This window comes from Pseudomonas sp. ASL3 (assembly GCF_056680425.1).
Map to the genome: position 1 here is coordinate 1,118,904 of NZ_CM155281.1, position 18,599 is coordinate 1,137,502.

At 58.8% G+C, this 18,599-nt stretch carries 14 protein-coding genes; 7 read left to right on the forward strand and 7 right to left on the reverse strand.

Translation table 11 applies throughout. From position 1 onward, the window contains the following. The first annotated feature begins 43 nt into the window (after positions 1 to 43). Positions 44 to 751, forward strand: a complete 708-nt coding sequence (psrA, locus tag AC1MEE_RS05000; RefSeq protein ID WP_480414172.1) for a transcriptional regulator PsrA — start codon at positions 44 to 46, stop codon at positions 749 to 751. A 38-nt stretch (positions 752 to 789) separates the two neighbouring features. Here psrA and AC1MEE_RS05005 read toward each other — a convergent pair whose 3' ends face one another. Then, the gene (locus AC1MEE_RS05005; protein ID WP_480414173.1) at positions 790 to 951 is read right to left on the reverse strand and encodes a hypothetical protein; all 162 of its coding nucleotides are present in this window, start codon (positions 949 to 951) and stop codon (positions 790 to 792) included. A 12-nt stretch (positions 952 to 963) separates the two neighbouring features. On the opposite strand from AC1MEE_RS05005, the gene nagZ reads away from it, so the two are divergent. Beyond that, entirely contained in the window at positions 964 to 1,962 is a 999-nt protein-coding gene (gene nagZ, locus AC1MEE_RS05010) for a beta-N-acetylhexosaminidase (RefSeq protein WP_480416155.1), read from the forward strand. Between the two features lie 11 nt (positions 1,963 to 1,973). Then, on the forward strand, positions 1,974 to 2,714 hold the full coding sequence (locus AC1MEE_RS05015; protein ID WP_480414174.1) for an S-methyl-5'-thioinosine phosphorylase: 741 nt from the start codon (positions 1,974 to 1,976) through the stop codon (positions 2,712 to 2,714). A 132-nt stretch (positions 2,715 to 2,846) separates the two neighbouring features. Here AC1MEE_RS05015 and AC1MEE_RS05020 read toward each other — a convergent pair whose 3' ends face one another. The 3 genes from AC1MEE_RS05020 to mfd form a co-directional block, all read right to left on the reverse strand. Then, positions 2,847 to 5,546: a DEAD/DEAH box helicase gene (locus AC1MEE_RS05020; RefSeq protein ID WP_480414175.1), complete on the reverse strand. Its 2,700-nt coding sequence runs from the start codon at positions 5,544 to 5,546 to the stop codon at positions 2,847 to 2,849. A gap of 67 nt (positions 5,547 to 5,613) precedes the next feature. After that, a complete protein-coding gene (locus tag AC1MEE_RS05025; RefSeq protein WP_480414176.1) occupies positions 5,614 to 6,138 on the reverse strand; it encodes a CsiV family protein in 525 nt (174 codons plus the stop codon). An 11-nt stretch (positions 6,139 to 6,149) separates the two neighbouring features. Beyond that, a complete protein-coding gene (gene mfd, locus AC1MEE_RS05030) occupies positions 6,150 to 9,599 on the reverse strand; it encodes a transcription-repair coupling factor (protein WP_480414177.1) in 3,450 nt (1,149 codons plus the stop codon). A 169-nt stretch (positions 9,600 to 9,768) separates the two neighbouring features. Here mfd and AC1MEE_RS05035 point away from each other — a divergent pair, with 169 nt between their 5' ends. Further along, positions 9,769 to 11,232 (forward strand): glyceraldehyde-3-phosphate dehydrogenase, encoded by a 1,464-nt coding sequence (locus AC1MEE_RS05035; RefSeq protein ID WP_480414178.1) that lies wholly within the window; start codon positions 9,769 to 9,771, stop codon positions 11,230 to 11,232. A gap of 225 nt (positions 11,233 to 11,457) precedes the next feature. Here AC1MEE_RS05035 and tcuC read toward each other — a convergent pair whose 3' ends face one another. Further along, entirely contained in the window at positions 11,458 to 12,753 is a 1,296-nt protein-coding gene (tcuC, locus tag AC1MEE_RS05040) for a tricarballylate/proton symporter TcuC (RefSeq protein ID WP_480414179.1), read from the reverse strand. A 490-nt stretch (positions 12,754 to 13,243) separates the two neighbouring features. Between tcuC and AC1MEE_RS05045 the strand changes: the two genes are divergently transcribed. Together AC1MEE_RS05045 and sthA are read left to right on the forward strand one after the other, a co-directional pair. Beyond that, a complete protein-coding gene (locus AC1MEE_RS05045) occupies positions 13,244 to 14,239 on the forward strand; it encodes an FAD:protein FMN transferase (protein WP_480414180.1) in 996 nt (331 codons plus the stop codon). Between the two features lie 197 nt (positions 14,240 to 14,436). Beyond that, positions 14,437 to 15,831 carry a Si-specific NAD(P)(+) transhydrogenase gene (gene sthA, locus AC1MEE_RS05050; RefSeq protein WP_480414182.1) on the forward strand — a complete coding sequence of 465 codons (1,395 nt, stop codon included), beginning with the start codon at positions 14,437 to 14,439 and terminating at the stop codon, positions 15,829 to 15,831. Positions 15,832 to 15,873: 42 nt separating this feature from the next. Here the strand turns inward: sthA and AC1MEE_RS05055 are convergent, their stop codons facing one another. After that, a complete protein-coding gene (locus tag AC1MEE_RS05055; protein ID WP_480414184.1) occupies positions 15,874 to 16,596 on the reverse strand; it encodes a glycerophosphodiester phosphodiesterase in 723 nt (240 codons plus the stop codon). Between the two features lie 65 nt (positions 16,597 to 16,661). Then, on the reverse strand, positions 16,662 to 17,249 hold the full coding sequence (locus tag AC1MEE_RS05060) for a PilZ domain-containing protein (protein WP_480414187.1): 588 nt from the start codon (positions 17,247 to 17,249) through the stop codon (positions 16,662 to 16,664). Positions 17,250 to 17,342: 93 nt separating this feature from the next. Here AC1MEE_RS05060 and AC1MEE_RS05065 point away from each other — a divergent pair, with 93 nt between their 5' ends. Beyond that, positions 17,343 to 18,593 carry a lipoprotein-releasing ABC transporter permease subunit gene (locus tag AC1MEE_RS05065; protein WP_480414189.1) on the forward strand — a complete coding sequence of 417 codons (1,251 nt, stop codon included), beginning with the start codon at positions 17,343 to 17,345 and terminating at the stop codon, positions 18,591 to 18,593. The last annotated feature ends 6 nt before the right edge of the window (positions 18,594 to 18,599 follow it).

An 18,599-nucleotide genomic window follows, 5' to 3' on the forward strand; every position in this document is an offset into this window, starting at 1 on the left:
CTGAAACGTATGTTTCAAACAAGTGTTTGTCAGGCGGAGAATCATGGCCCAGTCGGAAACAGTTGAACGCATCCTCGATGCTGCTGAGCAGTTGTTCGCGGAAAAAGGCTTCGCCGAAACTTCGTTGCGGCTGATCACCAGCAAAGCCTCAGTCAATCTGGCGGCGGTGAATTATCATTTTGGTTCGAAGAAGGCCCTGATTCAGGCGGTGTTCTCACGTTTCCTCGGGCCGTTCTGCGTCAGCCTCGATCGCGAGCTGGAGCGTCGTCAGGCCAAGCCAGAGCATAAGCCGACGCTTGAAGAGCTGCTGGAAATCCTCGTCGAGCAAGCCTTGGTCGTACAGCCACGCAGCGGTAACGATCTGTCGATATTCATGCGGTTGCTGGGCCTGGCGTTCAGCCAGAGCCAGGGTCATTTGCGTCGTTATCTGGAAGACATGTACGGCAAGGTGTTTCGCCGCTACATGCTGTTGGTCAATGAAGCTGCTCCGCGTATCCCACCGATCGAATTGTTCTGGCGCGTGCATTTCATGCTCGGGGCGGCAGCGTTCAGCATGTCCGGTATCAAGGCGTTGCGGGCGATTGCCGAGACGGATTTCGGCGTGAATACCTCCATCGAACAGGTGATGCGCCTGATGGTGCCGTTCCTCGCGGCCGGCATGCGGGCCGAAACGGGCGTGACCGACGCCGCCATGGTGTCGGCGCAACTCAAGCCTCGCAGCAAAAGCATGGCCGTCGCGGCCAAGGTTTAGCCGTTGACGGGTGGGCGCGGCAGCTTTCATCGGCTAAGCTAGCCGCCCATGCGTACGCTCGATATTTTCATGTCTCTCTCGCCAATCAGTGTGTTTACGGCGTTGCCGATCGGCAGCGGGTTGTGCGTCTGGCTGTCCCCCACTGTGCTCGATGCCATGCCTGGACTGGGCATCGGCTGCGTTGAGTTAAGGAATTTCATATGAGTTCAGGCCTGCAAGGCTCGTTGATGGTGGATGTCGCCGGTACCTGGCTGACGGCTGAAGACCGCCAGTTTCTGCGTCAGCCCGAAATCGGTGGTTTGATCATTTTTGCCCGTAATATCGAGCATCCGCGTCAGGTTCGTGAACTCAGTGCCGCGATCCGCGCCGTACGCCCCGACCTGTTGCTGGCGGTGGACCAAGAGGGCGGACGGGTGCAGCGTCTACGGCAGGGTTTTGTCCGATTGCCGGCGATGCGGGCGATTGCCGACAACCTGAATGCCGAATCTTTGGCCGAACATTGCGGTTGGCTGATGGCCACTGAAGTGCTGGCGGTCGGTCTGGATTTGAGTTTTGCCCCGGTGCTGGACCTGGACTACCAGCGCAGTGCCGTGGTGGGTAGCCGGGCTTTCGACGGTGACCCCGAGCGTGCGACGTTGCTGGCCGGTGCTTTTATTCGCGGCATGAACGCCGCAGGTATGGCGGCAACTGGCAAACACTTCCCTGGCCATGGCTGGGCTGAAGCCGATTCCCATGTTGCGATCCCGACTGATGAGCGCAGCCTGGACGAAATCCGCGCCAAAGATCTGCTGCCCTTCGCCCGTCTGAGCAAGCAACTGGCCGCTGTGATGCCGGCGCACGTCATTTACCCGCAAGTCGATGCTCAGCCCGCAGGCTTCTCCCGGCGTTGGCTGCAAGACATTCTGCGGGGCGAGTTGCAGTTCGATGGGGTGATTTTCAGCGATGATCTGTCCATGGTCGGCGCGCATGTGGTCGGTGATGCGGCGAGTCGCATCGAAGCTGCGCTGACTGCCGGTTGTGACATGGGGTTGGTGTGCAACGACCGGGCTGCCGCTGAACTGGCGCTCAGTGCCGCGCAACGGCTCAAGGTCAAACCATCGCCACGTATCGCGCGCATGCGCGGCCAAGCGTATGCCACCACTGAATATCGTCAGCACCCGCGCTGGCTGGCTGCCATCGAAGCACTGCGTGCCGCCCAACTGATCGACTGAAGGATTTTACGATGACTGTTTACGCGATTATCGGCGGCACCGGCCTGACCCAACTCGATGGCTTGAATATTCGTCAGTCCCTGCCGATGAACACCCCTTATGGCGTGCCGTCAGCAGAGATTCAGATTGGCGAGTACGCAGGCCGCGAAGTGCTATTTCTGGCGCGCCACGGTCACCCCCATCGCTTTCCGCCACATCAAGTCAACTACCGCGCCAATCTGTGGGCGTTGAAACAGGCCGGGGCCGAGGCCATTCTGGCGGTCAACGCGGTGGGCGGGATTCATCCGGCCATGGGCACCGGGCATTTTTGTGTGCCGCACCAGTTGATCGATTACACCAGCGGCCGTGAGCACACCTATTTTGCCGACGACCTGGAGCAGGTCACCCACATTGACTTCAGCTATCCCTACAGCGAAGCCGTACGCACTCGATTGATTGCCGCACTGGCTGCCGAAGGCTGTGCTTACAGCGATCAGGGCGTGTATGCCTGCACCCAGGGGCCGCGTCTGGAAACCGTGGCGGAGATCATCCGGCTGGAGCGTGATGGTTGCGATATCGTCGGGATGACCGGCATGCCTGAAGCGGCACTGGCTCGCGAGCTTGATCTGGCCTATGCCTGCCTGGCGCTGGTGGTCAATCCAGCAGCGGGCAAGTCCTCGGCGGTGATCACCATGGCCGAGATCGAACAGGCGTTGCATGACGGGATGGGTAAGGTCAAAGCGACCTTGGCTCGGGTGTTGGCTGCGGGTTGAGCGGTTGATCGATACCCTGTAGGAGCTGCCGAAGGCTGCGATCGACCGAGAATCGGTCGCAATAATGAACAGCTGAAGGTTGTTCCAACCTTATCGCAGCCTTCGGCAGCTCCTATGGGATTGTGGCTACATTCAGTGCTTCACTTTCTTCTTCGCCGGCAACGGCAATGGCGCGAACAGCGCTGCGATGTCTTCGCTTTCCAGCTTCCAGTCGCCTGCGGTTCGGCCATCCAGCACGCCGGCCGCCAGCGCTGATTTGTCCTGCTGCAAGCGCTGGATTTTCTCTTCTACCGTGCCGCGGGCGATCATCTTATAGACGAACACCGGTTTTTCCTGGCCAATGCGATGCGCACGGTCGGTGGCCTGGTGTTCGGCGGCCGGGTTCCACCAAGGGTCGTAGTGGATCACCGTGTCAGCCGCGGTCAGGTTCAGTCCGGTGCCGCCGGCCTTGAGGCTGATCAGGAAAATCGGCAGCTTGCCGCTCTGGAAATCCTGCACTGGCGTACGGCGGTCCTTGGTCGCCCCGGTGAGTAGCGCGTACTCGATGCCGCGCTGTTTCAGCTCAGCTTCGATCAAGGTCAGCATTGAGGTGAACTGCGAGAACAACAGGATTTTTCGGCCTTCGGCCAGCAGCTCCTCGAACATTTCCATCAGGCTGTGCAGCTTGGCTGAACTGCCATGGCGCCCGGTTGAGGGCGCGCTGTTGACCAGGCGCAAATCGCAACAGACCTGACGCAACTTGAGCAGCGCCTCAAGAATAATGATCTGGCTGCGGGCCACGCCCTTGCGGGTGATTTCGTCGCGAACCTTCTTGTCCATGGCCAAACGCACCGTTTCGTACACGTCGCGCTGGGTGTCGTTGAGTTCGACCCAATGGATGATTTCGGTCTTGGGCGGCAGTTCGGTGGCGACTTGCTCTTTGGTGCGGCGCAGCAGGAAGGGCTTGATCCGTGCGTTCAGGTGCTGCAAGCGTTCTTCGTTGCCCTGTTTTTCGATGGCGGTGCGGTAGTTGCTGTTGAACTGCTTGCTGTCGCCCAGCCAGCCGGGCATCAGGAAGTGAAACAGCGACCAGAGCTCGCCCAGATGGTTTTCCAGCGGCGTGCCACTCAGGCACAGGCGCTGCCGGGCGTTCAGGCTGCGCGCTGCCTGAGCGGCCTTGCTTTTGGGGTTTTTGATGTATTGCGCTTCGTCGAGGATCAGCACATGCAACGGTTGCTGCGCCAACAGCTCGACATCGCGTGGCAGCAAGGCGTAAGTGGTCAGGATCAGGTCGTAATCCTGCAAATGGGCAAAGTCCTGACGTCGGCCCGCGCCGTACAACGCCAACACTTTCAGTTGCGGGGTGAAACGCTCGGCTTCATCCATCCAGTTGGGGATCAGACTGGTGGGCATCACCGCCAGGGAGGGGCGATCCAGGCGGCCGGCCTGTTTCTCCACGAGTAAATGGGACAGGGTCTGCAAGGTTTTGCCCAGGCCCATGTCGTCGGCGAGGATGCCGCCGACTTCCAGCTCGCGCAGTGATTGCATCCAGCTCAGGCCTTCAAGCTGATAGTGCCGCAGGGTTGCATTCAGGCCATCGGGCACGCTGACCGAAAAATTCTTGATATCGGCCAGTCGCTCGGCGAACTGGCGCAGGCGCTCACCGCCTTCCCAAGTCAGCGGCAGGTCGTCCAGTTCGGTCAGGCGCGCGGCGTCGGCGGTATTGAGGCGCAGCGCATTGTTGCCGTCCTCGCGCCAATAGAAATCACCGAGGGTCGCCAGTACGGGCTTCAGACGGCCATAGGGCAGGGCCACCTGGATCGGGCCGCCACCTTTCTGGGTGAAGTGATTGAGCTGGACCAACAACTGTTCGTCATCGCGGCGTTTGGCGATTCCGCTGGCGCTCATCAACTCAGGGTGGCTGCGCAACAGATTGATCAGGATCGGCAGCAGGCTCAGACGCTCGCCGTTGACGATGATGCCCAATTCCAGATCGAACCAGTCGTGTTCAGGCTGTTCATCGACGACGGCATACCAGTCCTGAACCGGCGTGACGTCAAAGGCGAAGTCCTCGGCGATCTCGATCTCCCAGCCTAGCTCACGCAGCAAGGGGAGTTCGTTGGTCATGAAGTACAGCCAGACTTTATCGTTCGGCAGCTCGAACATGTCCCCGGCGCTGTCGGGCAAGGCTTTGCTTTGCCGGGTTGCCAGCTTGAAACCGAAGTCCTGAATGATCTTGCGCTGGGCATTTTCGGCTTCAGGATGACGACGGATGCGCAGGATTTCGGTTTCGTCATGCACCAGCAGATCAACGGTTTTGCTGCCGGTCGTGTAGTGCTCGCCATAGCCGAACGCCAGGGCTGCGCGATGCTGAATATGCCGTTGCATCCGGCCATTGCGCGGCTCGTAGGCGCTGAACTCGAAGCTGGCGAGGATTAGCCGTGGTTTGGGTTGCAGGGTGTCGATCAAACGCACCGGCAGGGAGGGCTTCTGCTCCGCTCGGGCCGACTCTGCGGCTCGCGCAGGCGACTCCAGTGCAGCGAGAACCGAGGCCTGGTTTTCTGGATCTTGCAGAAAGAACAGGGCGGCGGCGCAGTGTTTGCAGTTGTTGCGCACCGGGCAGGTACATTTGCACACCACGAATTGCTTATGGTTGGCCGGGTCTTTGAGCTGGAGGGTTTGCGTATAGATTTCCAGACTCGAACCTCTGCACACCGTTCTGATCAGTTCGGGGCTCAGGTGCTGCAACATGATGCGTTGTTGTTGGGCGTAGTCGCGCCCTCGCTCAAGGCTTTGAGCTTTGAATACTTGTGCCCACGAGGAGGCAAGAACTTTTTCAAGAATTGACGACACAGTTCAGTACAGCCCTACGCCGCAGCGATGCTAAAAGGGCAAGGAGCGCCGCGCGCCCCTTGGATGCTTAAAGAGGAGAAACCTTGATCAGCATGGCCAGGCTGCCATTGTCTATGTAGGTCAATTCGCCATTTTTGACCCGGGTCGTCTGCGTCAGTCGCTCGCTGGTGTTCAGCACGCCATAGGTATCGAGTTTATTGACCCAGAAGTCCGCCGTGATGTCGGTAAAGCGCGCCAGACTCAAGGTGACGGTGCCTTCAATGGGGAAGTGACCAAACCGCTCCTGACCGCTGCTCACCGCCATTTTGCTCGGATTCGCGCTCAGATGCTGCTGCCAGGCCCGATGCAGCAGCACTTTGTAGGTGCTTTTGGCATCCAGTTTAGTGGCCATATCGGTCAGGGCGAGGCTGGGTTCGTTCCCGGCGGTGATTTTTTGCGCCCCGGCTGCCCAGTCTTCGGGGGCTGGCTGGTTGGTGGTTGCAGGCTCGCCGATCTGCCGGAAAAGGATCATTTCGACCTGATACAGGCCATCGGCAAACGCTGCCGGTGCGGCCAGTGTCAGCAGCAGGATCAATGAGCGAAGCGCACGCATGGGTGAATCCTTCAAGCGGTTTTCGGAGTCAGGCGCTCGAGTAGCGCTTCTAAAGTATTGAATCGCTCTTCCGGGCGTTCCATTGGCACCATGAATTTGAACAGCGTGGCGCCCTCGAACTTGTACCGGTTGGGCTGACCCTGAATCAGCTTGATCAGCACCAGTGGATCAACCTGAGTATCGGCGCTGAATTCGATTCGTCCACCCTGTGGCCCGGCATCGACTTTTTTGATGCCCAATTGCTCGGCCTGCAGTTTGAGCAAGGTCAAGCGCACCAGGTTCTTGGTCGGTTCTGGCAGCAGGCCGAAGCGGTCGATCATCTCCACTTGCAGGTCCTTGAGGCCCTCTTCATCGGCGGCGTTGGCGATGCGTTTGTACAGAATCAAGCGGGTGTGCACATCGGGCAGGTAGGCTTCGGGGATCAGGGCCGGCAGACGCAGGTTGATTTCCGGGCCGCCACCCAATGGCTGGTCGAGGTTGGGTTGTTCGCCCTTGCGAATGGCCTTGACCGCGCGTTCGAGCATTTCCATATACAAGGTGAAGCCCACGGCCTGGATCTGCCCGCTCTGGCCGTCGCCCAGCAGTTCGCCGGCGCCACGGATTTCCAGGTCGTTGGTGGCAAGCACGAAGCCCGCACCGAGGTCCTGAGTGTTGGCGATGGCTTCCAGACGCTTCTCGGCGTCCGGGGTGATCTGTTGCCGAGGCGGTGTCAGCAGGTAGGCATACGCCTGGTGGTGACTACGGCCGACCCGGCCACGCAATTGATGCAACTGCGCCAGACCGAACTTGTCGGCACGCTCGATGATGATGGTGTTGGCGCTCGGCACGTCGATGCCGGTCTCGATGATGGTCGAGGCGATCAGCACGTTGAAGCGCTTGTGGTAGAAGTCGCTCATCACCTGTTCGAGATCACGTTCACGCATCTGTCCGTGGCCAATGCCGATACGCGCTTCGGGCACCAGTTCGGCCAGATCGGCGGCGCATTTCTCGATGGTTTTCACGTCGTTGTGCAGGTAGTAAACCTGCCCGCCACGCAGCAGTTCACGGAGCAGGGCTTCCTTGACCGTGCTTTTGTTCTGTTCCATGACGAAGGTGCGTACGGACAGGCGGCGAGCTGGCGGCGTGGCAATGATCGACAGATCGCGCATGCCCGATACGGCCATGTTCAGCGTGCGTGGGATCGGGGTCGCGGTCAGGGTGAGGATGTCGACTTCACTGCGCAGGGCCTTGAGTTGCTCCTTCTGGCGCACGCCGAAGCGGTGTTCTTCGTCGATGATTACCAGGCCCAGGTTTTTGATCTTCACATCGTCTTGCAGCAGTTTGTGCGTGCCGATCACGATGTCGATCTTGCCTTCGGCCAGGTCAGCCACGGCCGCGTTGACTTCCTTGGCGGACTTGAAGCGGCTCATGACTTCCACGCTTACCGGCCAATCGGCGAAGCGATCGCGAAAGCTGTTGTAGTGTTGCTGGGCGAGCAGGGTGGTCGGCACCAGAATCGCGACCTGACGCCCGCCATGGACGGCAATGAATGCCGCACGCATCGCCACTTCGGTCTTGCCGAAACCAACATCGCCGCACACCAGGCGGTCCATTGGCTTGGGCGCCAGCATGTCGGCGCGGACGGCGTCGATGGTGGTCTGCTGGTCCGGGGTTTCCTCGAAAGGGAAGCCGGCGCTGAAGGTTGCGTAATCGGCTTTCGGGTCGGCGAAGGCATAACCTTCCCGGGCAGCACGACGCGCATAGATGTCCAGGAGTTCGGCGGCGACATCGCGCACTTGCTCGGCGGCCTTGCGTTTGGCTTTCTGCCAGGTTTCCGAGCCCAGTCGATGCAGCGGCGCAAGGGCGTCATCGCTGCCGGTGTAACGCGCGATCAAGTGCAGGTTGGCCACCGGGACATACAGCTTGGCGTCTTCGGCGTAGGCCAGCATCAGGAATTCGGCGACCTGATTCTCCACTTCCAGCGTGGCCAGGCCCAGGTAGCGACCGACGCCATGATCGATATGCACCACCGGTGCGCCTTCGCGCAGTTCGGTGAGGTTCTTGATGACCGCATCGTTGCTGCCGTCGCTGCGTTTCTCGCGACGTCGGCGTTGCATGACCCGCTGACCGAACAATGGACTTTCGGCCACCAGCGCCAGAGCCGGTTGTTCCAGCACCAGACCTTCGTCCAGTGGGGCGATGGTGATCGCCAGGCGTTCGCTGCTGCTGACGAAATCCGGCCAGCTGTCGACGGTTTTCGGCCGCAGCTTCAGGCGTTCGAGCAGTTCCAGCAGCACTTCACGACGCCCGGCGGATTCGGCGGTGAACAACACGCGACCGGGGAACTCATCGAGAAACTTCGACAGCGCCGCCAGTGGCTGAGTGGCCTTGGATTCGATGGCCAGATCAGGTAGTTGCAGCGCCGGGAAACGTTCGCGGCCGACACCGGTCTCGATATCCTGCTGACTGGCAACCACTCGCGGCCAGCTTTTCAGGCGGGCGAAGCAGTCTTCTACTGGCAAGAACAACTCATTGGGCGGCAATAAAGGCCGCTCAGGGTCGATGCGACGTTCCTCATAACGATTGCGTACATCGCTCCAGAAATTCTCCGCCGCTTGTTCGATGCCGGGCAGCGAGAACACTTGAGTGTCCTGGGGCAGGTAATCGAACAGGGTCGAGGTTTCGTCGAAGAACAACGGCAGGTAGTACTCGATACCGGCTGGCGTAATGCCGCTGCTCAAGTCCTGAAAAATCGGGCAGCGACGGAAATCCACGTCGAAGCGTTCGCGAAACCGGGCCTTGAAGCGTGTGACGGCATCTTTTTGCAGCGGAAACTCACGCGCCGGCAGCAGGCGAACCGACTCGACCTTGTCGATGGAGCGCTGGTTTTCCGGGTCAAAGGTGCGCAGGGTTTCGATTTCGTCGTCGAACAGGTCGATCCGGTACGGCAGTTTGCTGCCCATCGGGAACAGATCGATCAAGGCCCCGCGTACCGCGAACTCACCGTGCTCGTACACCGTATCGACGCAGCGATAGCCACTTGCCTCGAGCCGGGTGCGCATCTGCTCGACATCGAGCTTCTGGCCGACGTCCAGCACCAGGCTGCTGCCGAGCAGGAATTTTGTCGGCGCCAGCCTGTGTAGGGCTGTGGTGATCGGGACTACTAAAACGCCATGATCGAGTTCCGGTAACCGATAAAGGCTGGCGATACGCTGGGAAATGATGTCCTGATGCGGCGAAAAAAGATCGTAGGGCAGGGTTTCCCAGTCCGGGAAATGCAGAACCGGCAGCGTAGGCGCAAAGAAGCTAAGCTCTTGCTCAAGACGCTCTGCACTTTGGCTGTCAGCGGTCAAAAGCAGCGTAAAGCGCTTGGCGGCGCTGGCAGCCTCGGCAATGGCCAGGCTGAGGGCGGCACCGGGTAAATTGCCCCAGTGTTGTTTACCTGCAGCGGCAGGGAGTAGCGGTAGACGCAGAACGGGCACGGGAGGTTGAGCTCCAAGCGTTGCGACAGGGGCGGCGATTGTAACGGGCGAAGGTGCGTCCTGTCAGTTTTCAGCGCGCCGGAACATGTAGTGCCGTGCAATCTGATAGCCGCACATTGCTCATAAACAAAGGCGGCGGCATAATGTAGCCCCTTTTTTCAGCCCCTACATGTGGAAGGTTCCCGTGACTCAGAAGCCCGACCAGTGTCTTGGTGAATGGATCGATCGTGAAGCCCTCGCCGAGGCGATGATCCCCCTCATCGGTCAGCTCTACCGCAATAACAATGTGGTGAGTTCGATCTATGGCCGCAGCCTGATCAACCGTTCAGTCATCGCGATTCTCAAAGCCCACCGCTTTGCTCGTCACCGTCAGGCCGACGACAGTGAATTGTCCGTACACGAGACTTTCCCGCTTCTTAAGGCGATGAGCGAGCTCAAGCTGGGTGCTGCTTCGGTGGACCTGGGCAAGCTGGCTGTGAAATTCAAGTCCGAAGGCAAAGGCCGCAGTGCCGAGCAGTTCGTGCGCGAAGAGCTGGCCGATGTTGTCGGTCAACAAAATGTTGCCGCGCGTAAAGGCACGGATGTCGTGTTGTACGGTTTTGGCCGGATCGGTCGCCTGCTGGCGCGGATCCTGATCGAGAAAACCGGCGGCGGCGACGGCCTGCGTCTGCGTGCCATTGTCGTGCGCAAAGGCGCCGAGAATGATCTGGTCAAGCGTGCCAGCCTGTTGCGTCGTGACTCGGTGCATGGCCCGTTCGATGGCACCATCACCATCAATGAAGCCGACAACACCATCACCGCCAACGGCAACCTGATTCAGGTGATCTACGCGAAGAACCCGACAGAGGTGGACTACACCCAGTACGGGATCAAGAACGCTTTGCTGGTGGATAACACCGGTGTATGGCGTGATGCCGAGGGCCTGGGTCAGCATTTGACTTGCCCGGGTATCGATCGCGTTGTTCTGACCGCGCCAGGCAAAGGCAAACTGAAGAACATCGTGCATGGCATCAACCATGACCAGATCACCGCTGAAGACCTGATCGTTTCGGCGGCGTCTTGCACCACCAACGCCATCGTGCCGGTGCTCAAGGCGGTCAACGACAAGTTCGGCATCATCAATGGCCACGTTGAAACGGTTCACTCGTACACCAACGACCAGAACCTGATCGACAACTTCCACAAGGGTGATCGTCGCGGCCGTAGCGCCGCGTTGAACATGGTCATCACTGAAACCGGTGCAGCGACTGCTGCTGCCAAGGCCCTGCCTGAGCTGGCTGGCAAGCTGACCGGCAACGCGATCCGCGTACCGACACCGAACGTGTCCATGGCGATTCTCAACCTGAACCTCGAGAAGCCGACCACCCGCGAAGAGATGAACGAGTACTTGCGCTACATGGCCATGCACTCGGATCTGCACAAGCAGATCGACTTCGTTAACTCGCAGGAAGTGGTTTCCACCGACTTCGTTGGCTCGCGCCACGCCGGTGTAGTGGATGCCGAAGCAACGATCTGCAACGATAACCGTGTTGTCCTGTACGTCTGGTACGACAACGAATTCGGTTACAGCTGCCAGGTTGTTCGCGTGATGGAAGACATGGCTGGGGTCAACCCACCTGCATTCCCGCGCTAAGCGACAGAAACAAAAATGCCCCGACTGGTTCGGGGCGTTTTTTTGTCGTGAGGGGACTGATTTGTTTTTCGCGCTCTTTGAAAAATCAATCTGTCCCCGGCCCCAACAGCGGGGACAGATTAATTTTCGATGAAGCGCTGAAAATAAATCAGTCCCCTTGGCGCACACAAAATCCAGCCAAAAAAATGCCCCGACGAATCGGGGTATTTTTATTACAGCGATGAATCAGCCATTAGCTGGAACTGCCCGAGGCGCTTCCAGTTGGTATTTGCCTTTGCGGAACAGTACCAACGTCGCAGTCAGGCCCAGTGCAGCTGCGCCACTCAGCCAGATGCCAGGCGCTGCCTGGTTACCCAGGGCATGGATCAGGTAGGTACAGGCCAGCGGGGTAAAGCCGCCGAAGGTCGCAGTTGCCAGGCTGTAGGCCAGGGAGAAACCGGTGGTTCGGACTTCAACGGGCATGATTTCGGTCAGGGCGACGACCATGGCACCGTTGTAGGAGCCATACAGGAACGACAACCACAGCTCGACAATCAGCAGGTGTTCGAAGCTCGGGTTGGCCACCAGCCAGGACAGCGCAGGGTAAGCGGTGACCAGTGCCAGAATGGTTGCCGCCAGCAGCAGCGGCTTGCGGCCGATGCGGTCGGACAGGGATCCCATCACTGGCAGCCAGATAAAGTTCGACACACCGACACAGACCGCGACCAACAAGCTGTCGAGGTCAGACAGGTGCAGCTCGGTCTTGCCAAAGGTCGGGGTGTAGGCGGTGATCAGGTAGAACGACACGGTGGTCATGACAACCAGTGCCATGCCGCCCAGCACCAGACCGAAGTTCTGGACGATCGAACGCATCACTTCGCCCAGGGATGGACGGTGTTTACGCGCCTGGAATTCAGGGGTTTCTTCCAGTGAGCGACGAATCACGAAGATGGCAGGAACGATCATGCAGCCGACCAGGAACGGCACGCGCCAGCCCCAATCACCCATTTGATCCGGGCTCAGCCAATGGTTGAGGCCTACACCGAGCAGGGCAGCGAACACCACCGCAGCCTGTTGGCTAGCCGATTGCCAGCTGACGAAGAAGCCTTTACGGCCTGGGGTGGAGATTTCTGCGAGGTAAACCGAGACACCGCCCAGTTCCACTCCAGCTGAGAAGCCTTGTAACAGGCGGCCCAGCAATACCAGCAGCGGCGCTGCGACGCCAAGAGTCGCGTAACCGGGTACGCAAGCAATGAGTACCGTACCCATGGCCATCAATGCCAAGGTAATGATCAAGCCTTGGCGACGGCCGTGACGGTCAATATAAGCGCCCAGGAAAATTGCACCCAGTGGACGCATCAGGAAGCCGGCACCGAAGGTGGCCAGCGACAACATCAGCGAAGCAAAAGCGCTATCGGAAGGGAAGAAGGTCTTGGCAATGGCTGTGGCGTAAAAGCCGTAGACCATGAAGTCGAACATTTCCAGAAAGTTGCCACTGACAACGCGAAAGATCGCCTTGCCCTTGCCCGTGTTTGAGGCCATGTCTAATTACTCACTTAGGCTATGTAACTGGGAATCCCTTGTCTTTATTCGTTGTTGCACTGTGGCTCCTGCCAGCATGCAGCACGCGTTTGTAACAATATGTTTTATGGGGCGCCAAGACAACAAAAAAGGTGCTTTCAACTGCGATCCAATAAAGTCTCGCGCAGGCTCTGCGACAGTGCGTCGGGGGCCAGCCAAAGTCCGAAATAGACTCGCGCCAGCTCGGGATTGGCGCTACTAAAAATGATCTGGCTGGACAGGAAAACAGGCCTCCTTGAGTCGCGCTGCCGGGCTGCCCTGAGTGACCGGGCTTAATAACAGCAATAAGCAGACAAGGAGATACCGCATAATGGTCGCGCCTTGTTGAGTGCCTATTGATAGATCAAGTCAATTTCTGCCCGGTATCGGGCTTTGCGAGCGACAAATGCGTTTGGATTGGATTTTAGGTCTTGGCCTGTTCAGATTTTGCCCTTGGCCGGTCAAGGTTTCGATGTCTGCGCTGCTGATGGGTGCCCTGACGGCATGCGGTTCGGGTGACAGCCTGGAAAGTTTCGGCGGTCCGACCATGGGCAGCACGTATTCAGTGCAATACGTGCGCGGCCCCGACGGGCCAAAGGCTGCGAAAGTCCAGCCGGAGGTAGAAGCGATTCTGGCCGAAGTGGATAGGCAGATGTCGACCTACCGTAGTGATTCGGATATCGAGCGGTTCAATGTGCTGCCGGCCAACAGTTGTCAGCGGATGTCGGCGGGGGTGTTGGAGTTGGTCCGGGTGGGTGAGCAATTGTCCGTCGCCAGCCAGGGTTCATATGATCTGACGGTCGAGCCATTGCTCAACCTGTGGGGATTTGGCCCGCAGGCTCGCGTCGAGCGCGTGCCGACGGCACAAGAAGTGGCTCAAGTACTCCAGCGTGTGGGTCATGACCATTTGCGTATTGACGGCGATAAGTTGTGCAAGGATGCGGCAGTGGAGGTCGATTTCAATAGCATTGCCCCTGGTTACGCGGCAGACCTCATTAGCTCGCGATTGCAGGTATTGGGTATCCGAAGCTATCTGGTCGACATGTCGGGTGAACTCAAGGCCGTTGGCAAAAAAGCGGATGGATCACCCTGGCGAGTAGCACTTGAAGAGCCTCGCGATGATCAGCAGGTGGCACAAAAAACGATCGAGCTCGAGGGTTATGGTGTTTCCACTTCTGGCGACTACCGTAATTACTTCGTGCAGGGCGGACAGCGTTATTCCCATACCTTTGATGCGCTGACCGGGGCGCCCATTACTCACGCGCTGACGTCGGTCACAGTCATTGATCGTTCGACGTTGATGGCCGACGGGTTGTCGACCCTGCTGCTGATTCTCGGTCCGGAACGTGGCTGGGCCTATGCCGAGCAGCATAAAATCGCTGCATTTTTTGTGATTCGTGCCGATAAGCGCTTTATCATCCGCAGCAATCCGGAGTTTGACAGGCTGTTTGCCGGCAAATCGCAGTAGACGGACAGCGATTTATTACCTTGGCTTGCGATGTAGTGCAGACAACATTGGCCTACGACGCGACCAAGGGTTAATGTTCGCCGCGTCCGCGCTTGGTTAGACTGCGCCCCAGGTTTTGATCCTTCATGTCGCTGGCCGCGGCATGATTTAGCCAGAGACGTCAGAGTGGCGCCTCGGCCTGTTCTAAAGGAGTACGCATGGCTGTCTACAACTACGACGTAGTGGTGCTGGGTTCCGGCCCTGCGGGAGAAGGTGCGGCAATGAACGCCGCCAAAGCAGGGCGCAAGGTAGCGATGGTCGATAGCCGTCGCCAGGTCGGCGGCAACTGCACTCACCTGGGCACCATCCCTTCCAAAGCGCTGCGTCATTCGGTCAAGCAGATCATTCACTTCAATACTAACCCGATGTTCCGGGCCATTGGCGAGCCGCGCTGGTTCTCGTTCCCTGATGTGTTGAAGAACGCCGAAAAAGTCATCACCAAGCAAGTGGCATCGCGTACCGGCTATTACGCCCGTAACCGGGTCGACGTGTTTTTCGGCACCGGCAGTTTTGCCGATGAGCACAGCATCGACGTGGTGTGTTCCAACGGCGCAGTGGAAAAACTGGTCGCCAGCCAGATCATCATCGCCACCGGTTCGCGTCCGTATCGCCCGCTCGATATCGATTTCTCCCACAAGCGAATCTACGATAGCGACACCATCCTCAGCCTCGGGCATACCCCGCGCAAGCTGATCATCTACGGTGCCGGGGTTATCGGTTGCGAATACGCATCGATCTTCAGCGGCCTGGGCGTGATGGTCGAATTGGTGGACAACCGTGAACAACTGTTGAGCTTCCTTGACTCGGAAATCGCCCAGGCATTGAGCTATCACTTCAGCAACAACAACGTGATGGTTCGCCACAACGAAGAGTACGAAAGGGTCGAAGGCCTGGATAACGGTGTGGTTCTGCACCTCAAGTCCGGCAAAAAAATCAAGGCCGACGCCTTGCTCTGGTGCAACGGCCGTACCGGCAACACTGACAAACTCGGGCTGGAAAACGTCGGGATCAAGGCCAATGGCCGTGGTCAGATCGAAGTTGACGAAAACTACCGCACCAATGTGTCGACCATCTACGGTGCCGGTGACGTGATCGGCTGGCCGAGTCTGGCCAGTGCGGCCTATGACCAGGGTCGTTCAGCGGCGGGTAGCGTCGTCGATAATGGCAGCTGGCGTTTCGTCAACGACGTGCCAACCGGGATCTACACCATTCCGGAGATCAGCTCGATCGGCAAGAACGAACACGAACTGACCCAAGCCAAAGTGCCGTACGAAGTGGGCAAGGCGTTCTTCAAAAGCATGGCTCGGGCGCAGATTTCCGGCGAGCCGGTGGGCATGCTGAAGATCCTGTTCCACCGCGATACGCTGCAAGTGTTGGGCGTGCATTGCTTCGGTGACCAGGCGTCAGAGATCGTGCACATTGGTCAGGCGATCATGAACCAGCCGGGCGAGGCCAATACCCTCAAGTATTTTGTCAACACCACCTTCAACTACCCGACCATGGCCGAAGCCTATCGGGTCGCCGCTTACGACGGCCTCGGCCGGCTTTTTTGAGCGACTCCGGCCGGTGGCCTGAGCCGGCCGGGGAGACCGATTTCAGTAATTCCCGAGAGTGGCGCTGGCCAAACCGGGAAAGTCTGTAATCAGGCTATCTACGCCGAAGTCGGCGAGCCTGCGCATGAGCGCGGGTTCGTTGACTGTCCAGACCGACACATGCAAACCCTGGCGCTGGGCTTTCTGCAAGCGCTCGGGAGTGCACAGCGTCCAGTTCAACGCCAAAATCTTGCAGTCATAATTTTGCGCGACCTTCAACGGGTCGAGCCAGGCGTATTCGGCCACCAGTCCGCGGGACAGGTCGGGCGTCAGCTCCAGTGCTGCACGCAACACTTCCCGTGAACTCGAGGTGATGGTGACCTTGTCCAGCAGGCCATGGCGCTGGGCCAACTCACGAATCGCCAGCACGGTGGTCACGGCGCGAGTGCGAGATGGGCTTTTGACTTCCAATTGCCAGTGATCGAAGTCGCATTGCTCGAACAATTCCTCCAGGCGGGGAATCGGGCAGGGCTGGATCCAGCCTGGGCCGCCTTTGCGTGCATCATAGGTAACCAGGTCCGCGGCATCCTGTTCGACGACCTTGCCGCGACGATCCGTGGTGCGCTTGAGGGTCGGGTCATGAATTACCATCAGTTCGCCATCACGAGACAGGTGCAGATCCAGTTCGCAGCGGCGAACGCCGTGTTTGAGGCACTCCTTGAAGCTGTTCAGGGTGTTTTCCGGTGCTTCGCCTTTGGCGCCGCGGTGGCCGTAGATGAGGGTCACGTTTACTCCTTGTGGCATTAGCGCCGTTATTGCTTAAGCATCATCGTTACGTGGGTTCGCAGGCCTCAGCTTTCTGGCGGGCCGTCCTGTTCTCGCGCCAACCGCCGTTGCTGGGCTTGTCGTTGAAGGATGTGTCGGGCGAGCAGCTGTCGTTGGGCATCCGACAGGTCCTCGAACTCAACGCCGATCTCGAAGTTGCCGATCTCGTGTGCATCGCAACGAGTGACCTTGGCGTTCAGCATCAAACCCCGTGCTTGCGGCATCAGCACCATCTTGATGGACAGTTGAGTGCCTGTGTGAATGGGCAGGTGGTGGTGAAACTGCAAGCCGCCCTCGGACAGAATCACCAGCTGTGGCTCGCCGATCTTGCCCAGTACGGTTTGCGCAACGACCTGGCCGAGCAAATCGATGCGCTTGTTCAGGGTCTTCAGATAACTGCCCAGTACGCGGTCGTGTTCGCCGAGTTGGCGTAGCAAATGCTGGGATTCGAACTCGCTGATGTGCAGTTCGCTGAGCAGGTTGAACAGCGTGGACGTATCCTGGGCGGGCGCATGATGGGTCGCATCGGTGCCGGTCAGGTGCTTAATTTCCAGTGCGATCGTGTCCTCGATACGATAGTATTCGCGGCGATCTTCTTCATCTAATGTCGACATGGCGAACCCATGGTAGTAGCGGTGGTCTGAGTGTAAAGCTGCTCGTTAAGCCCCGCCACAAGGACGTTCCCTTTCCTCCGAACAAGCCCCGACATGTTCAGACCTCTGTTTGTATTTATTGGCACGCGTTATACCCGTGCAAAACGCCGTAATCATTTTGTCTCCTTCATTTCCCTGACGTCGATGATCGGCCTCGCCCTTGGCGTTGTCGTGATGATCGTCGTGTTATCGGTGATGAATGGCTTCGATCATGAGATGCGCACCCGCGTGCTCGGCATGGTGCCCCACGCGACCATCGAAGGCGATCAGCCGATCAACGACTGGCAGAGCCTGGCCGACAAGGTCAAGGCAAACCCTCAGGTGCTGGCGATTGCGCCATTCACCCAGATGCAGGGTTTGCTGAGCAACAACGGCAAAGTGCAGAAGGTGTTGCTCAATGCGATCGATCCGGCGCAGGAGCGCAAGGTCTCGATCATCGACAGCTTCATGCAGCAGGGCCGCCTCGACGACCTGACGCCCGACAGCTTCGGCATTGTTATCGGCGACAAGGCGGCTACCAATCTGGGCGTTGGTGTCGGTGACAAGCTGACCTTCGTCACCCCGGAAGTCACCGTGACGCCAGGCGGAATATTCCCGCGGATGAAGCGCTTTACCGTGGTCGGTATTTTCCATGTCGGCGCTGGTGAGCTGGACGGCTACCTTGGCCTGACCAACCTGACTGACCTGGCGCGCTTGCATCGCTGGAAGCCGGATCAGGTGCAAGGGCTGCGTCTGAAGTTCGACGACCTGTTCCAGGCGCCACGCGTATCATGGGAAATCGCCCAGAAGCTGGGTGATCATGAGTTTTATGCCCGTGACTGGACCCGTACCCACGGCAACCTGTATCAGGCGATCCGTATGGAAAAAGCCATGATCGGCCTGCTGTTGTTGCTGATCGTTGCGGTTGCGGCCTTCAACATCATTTCCACGCTGGTGATGGTGGTCAATGACAAGAAGGGCGACATCGCGATCCTGCGCACCCTGGGTGCCACGCCTGGGGAGATCATGGCGATCTTCATGGTGCAGGGTACGGTCATCGGTGTGGTCGGAACGCTGATCGGTGCTGTGGTGGGGATTTTCGCCGCGCTCAATGTCAGTGCTGCCATCTCCGCCCTCGAAGGTCTGATCGGGCACAAGTTTCTCAGTGCGGATGTCTACTTCATCGACTACCTGCCTTCGCAATTGATGGCCGAAGACGTGCTGTTGGTCTGCGGCGCCGCATTGGTTCTGAGTTTCCTCGCCACCCTGTATCCAGCCTGGCGTGCGGCGCGCACCCAGCCTGCGGAGGCGCTACGTTATGAGTGAGTTGGG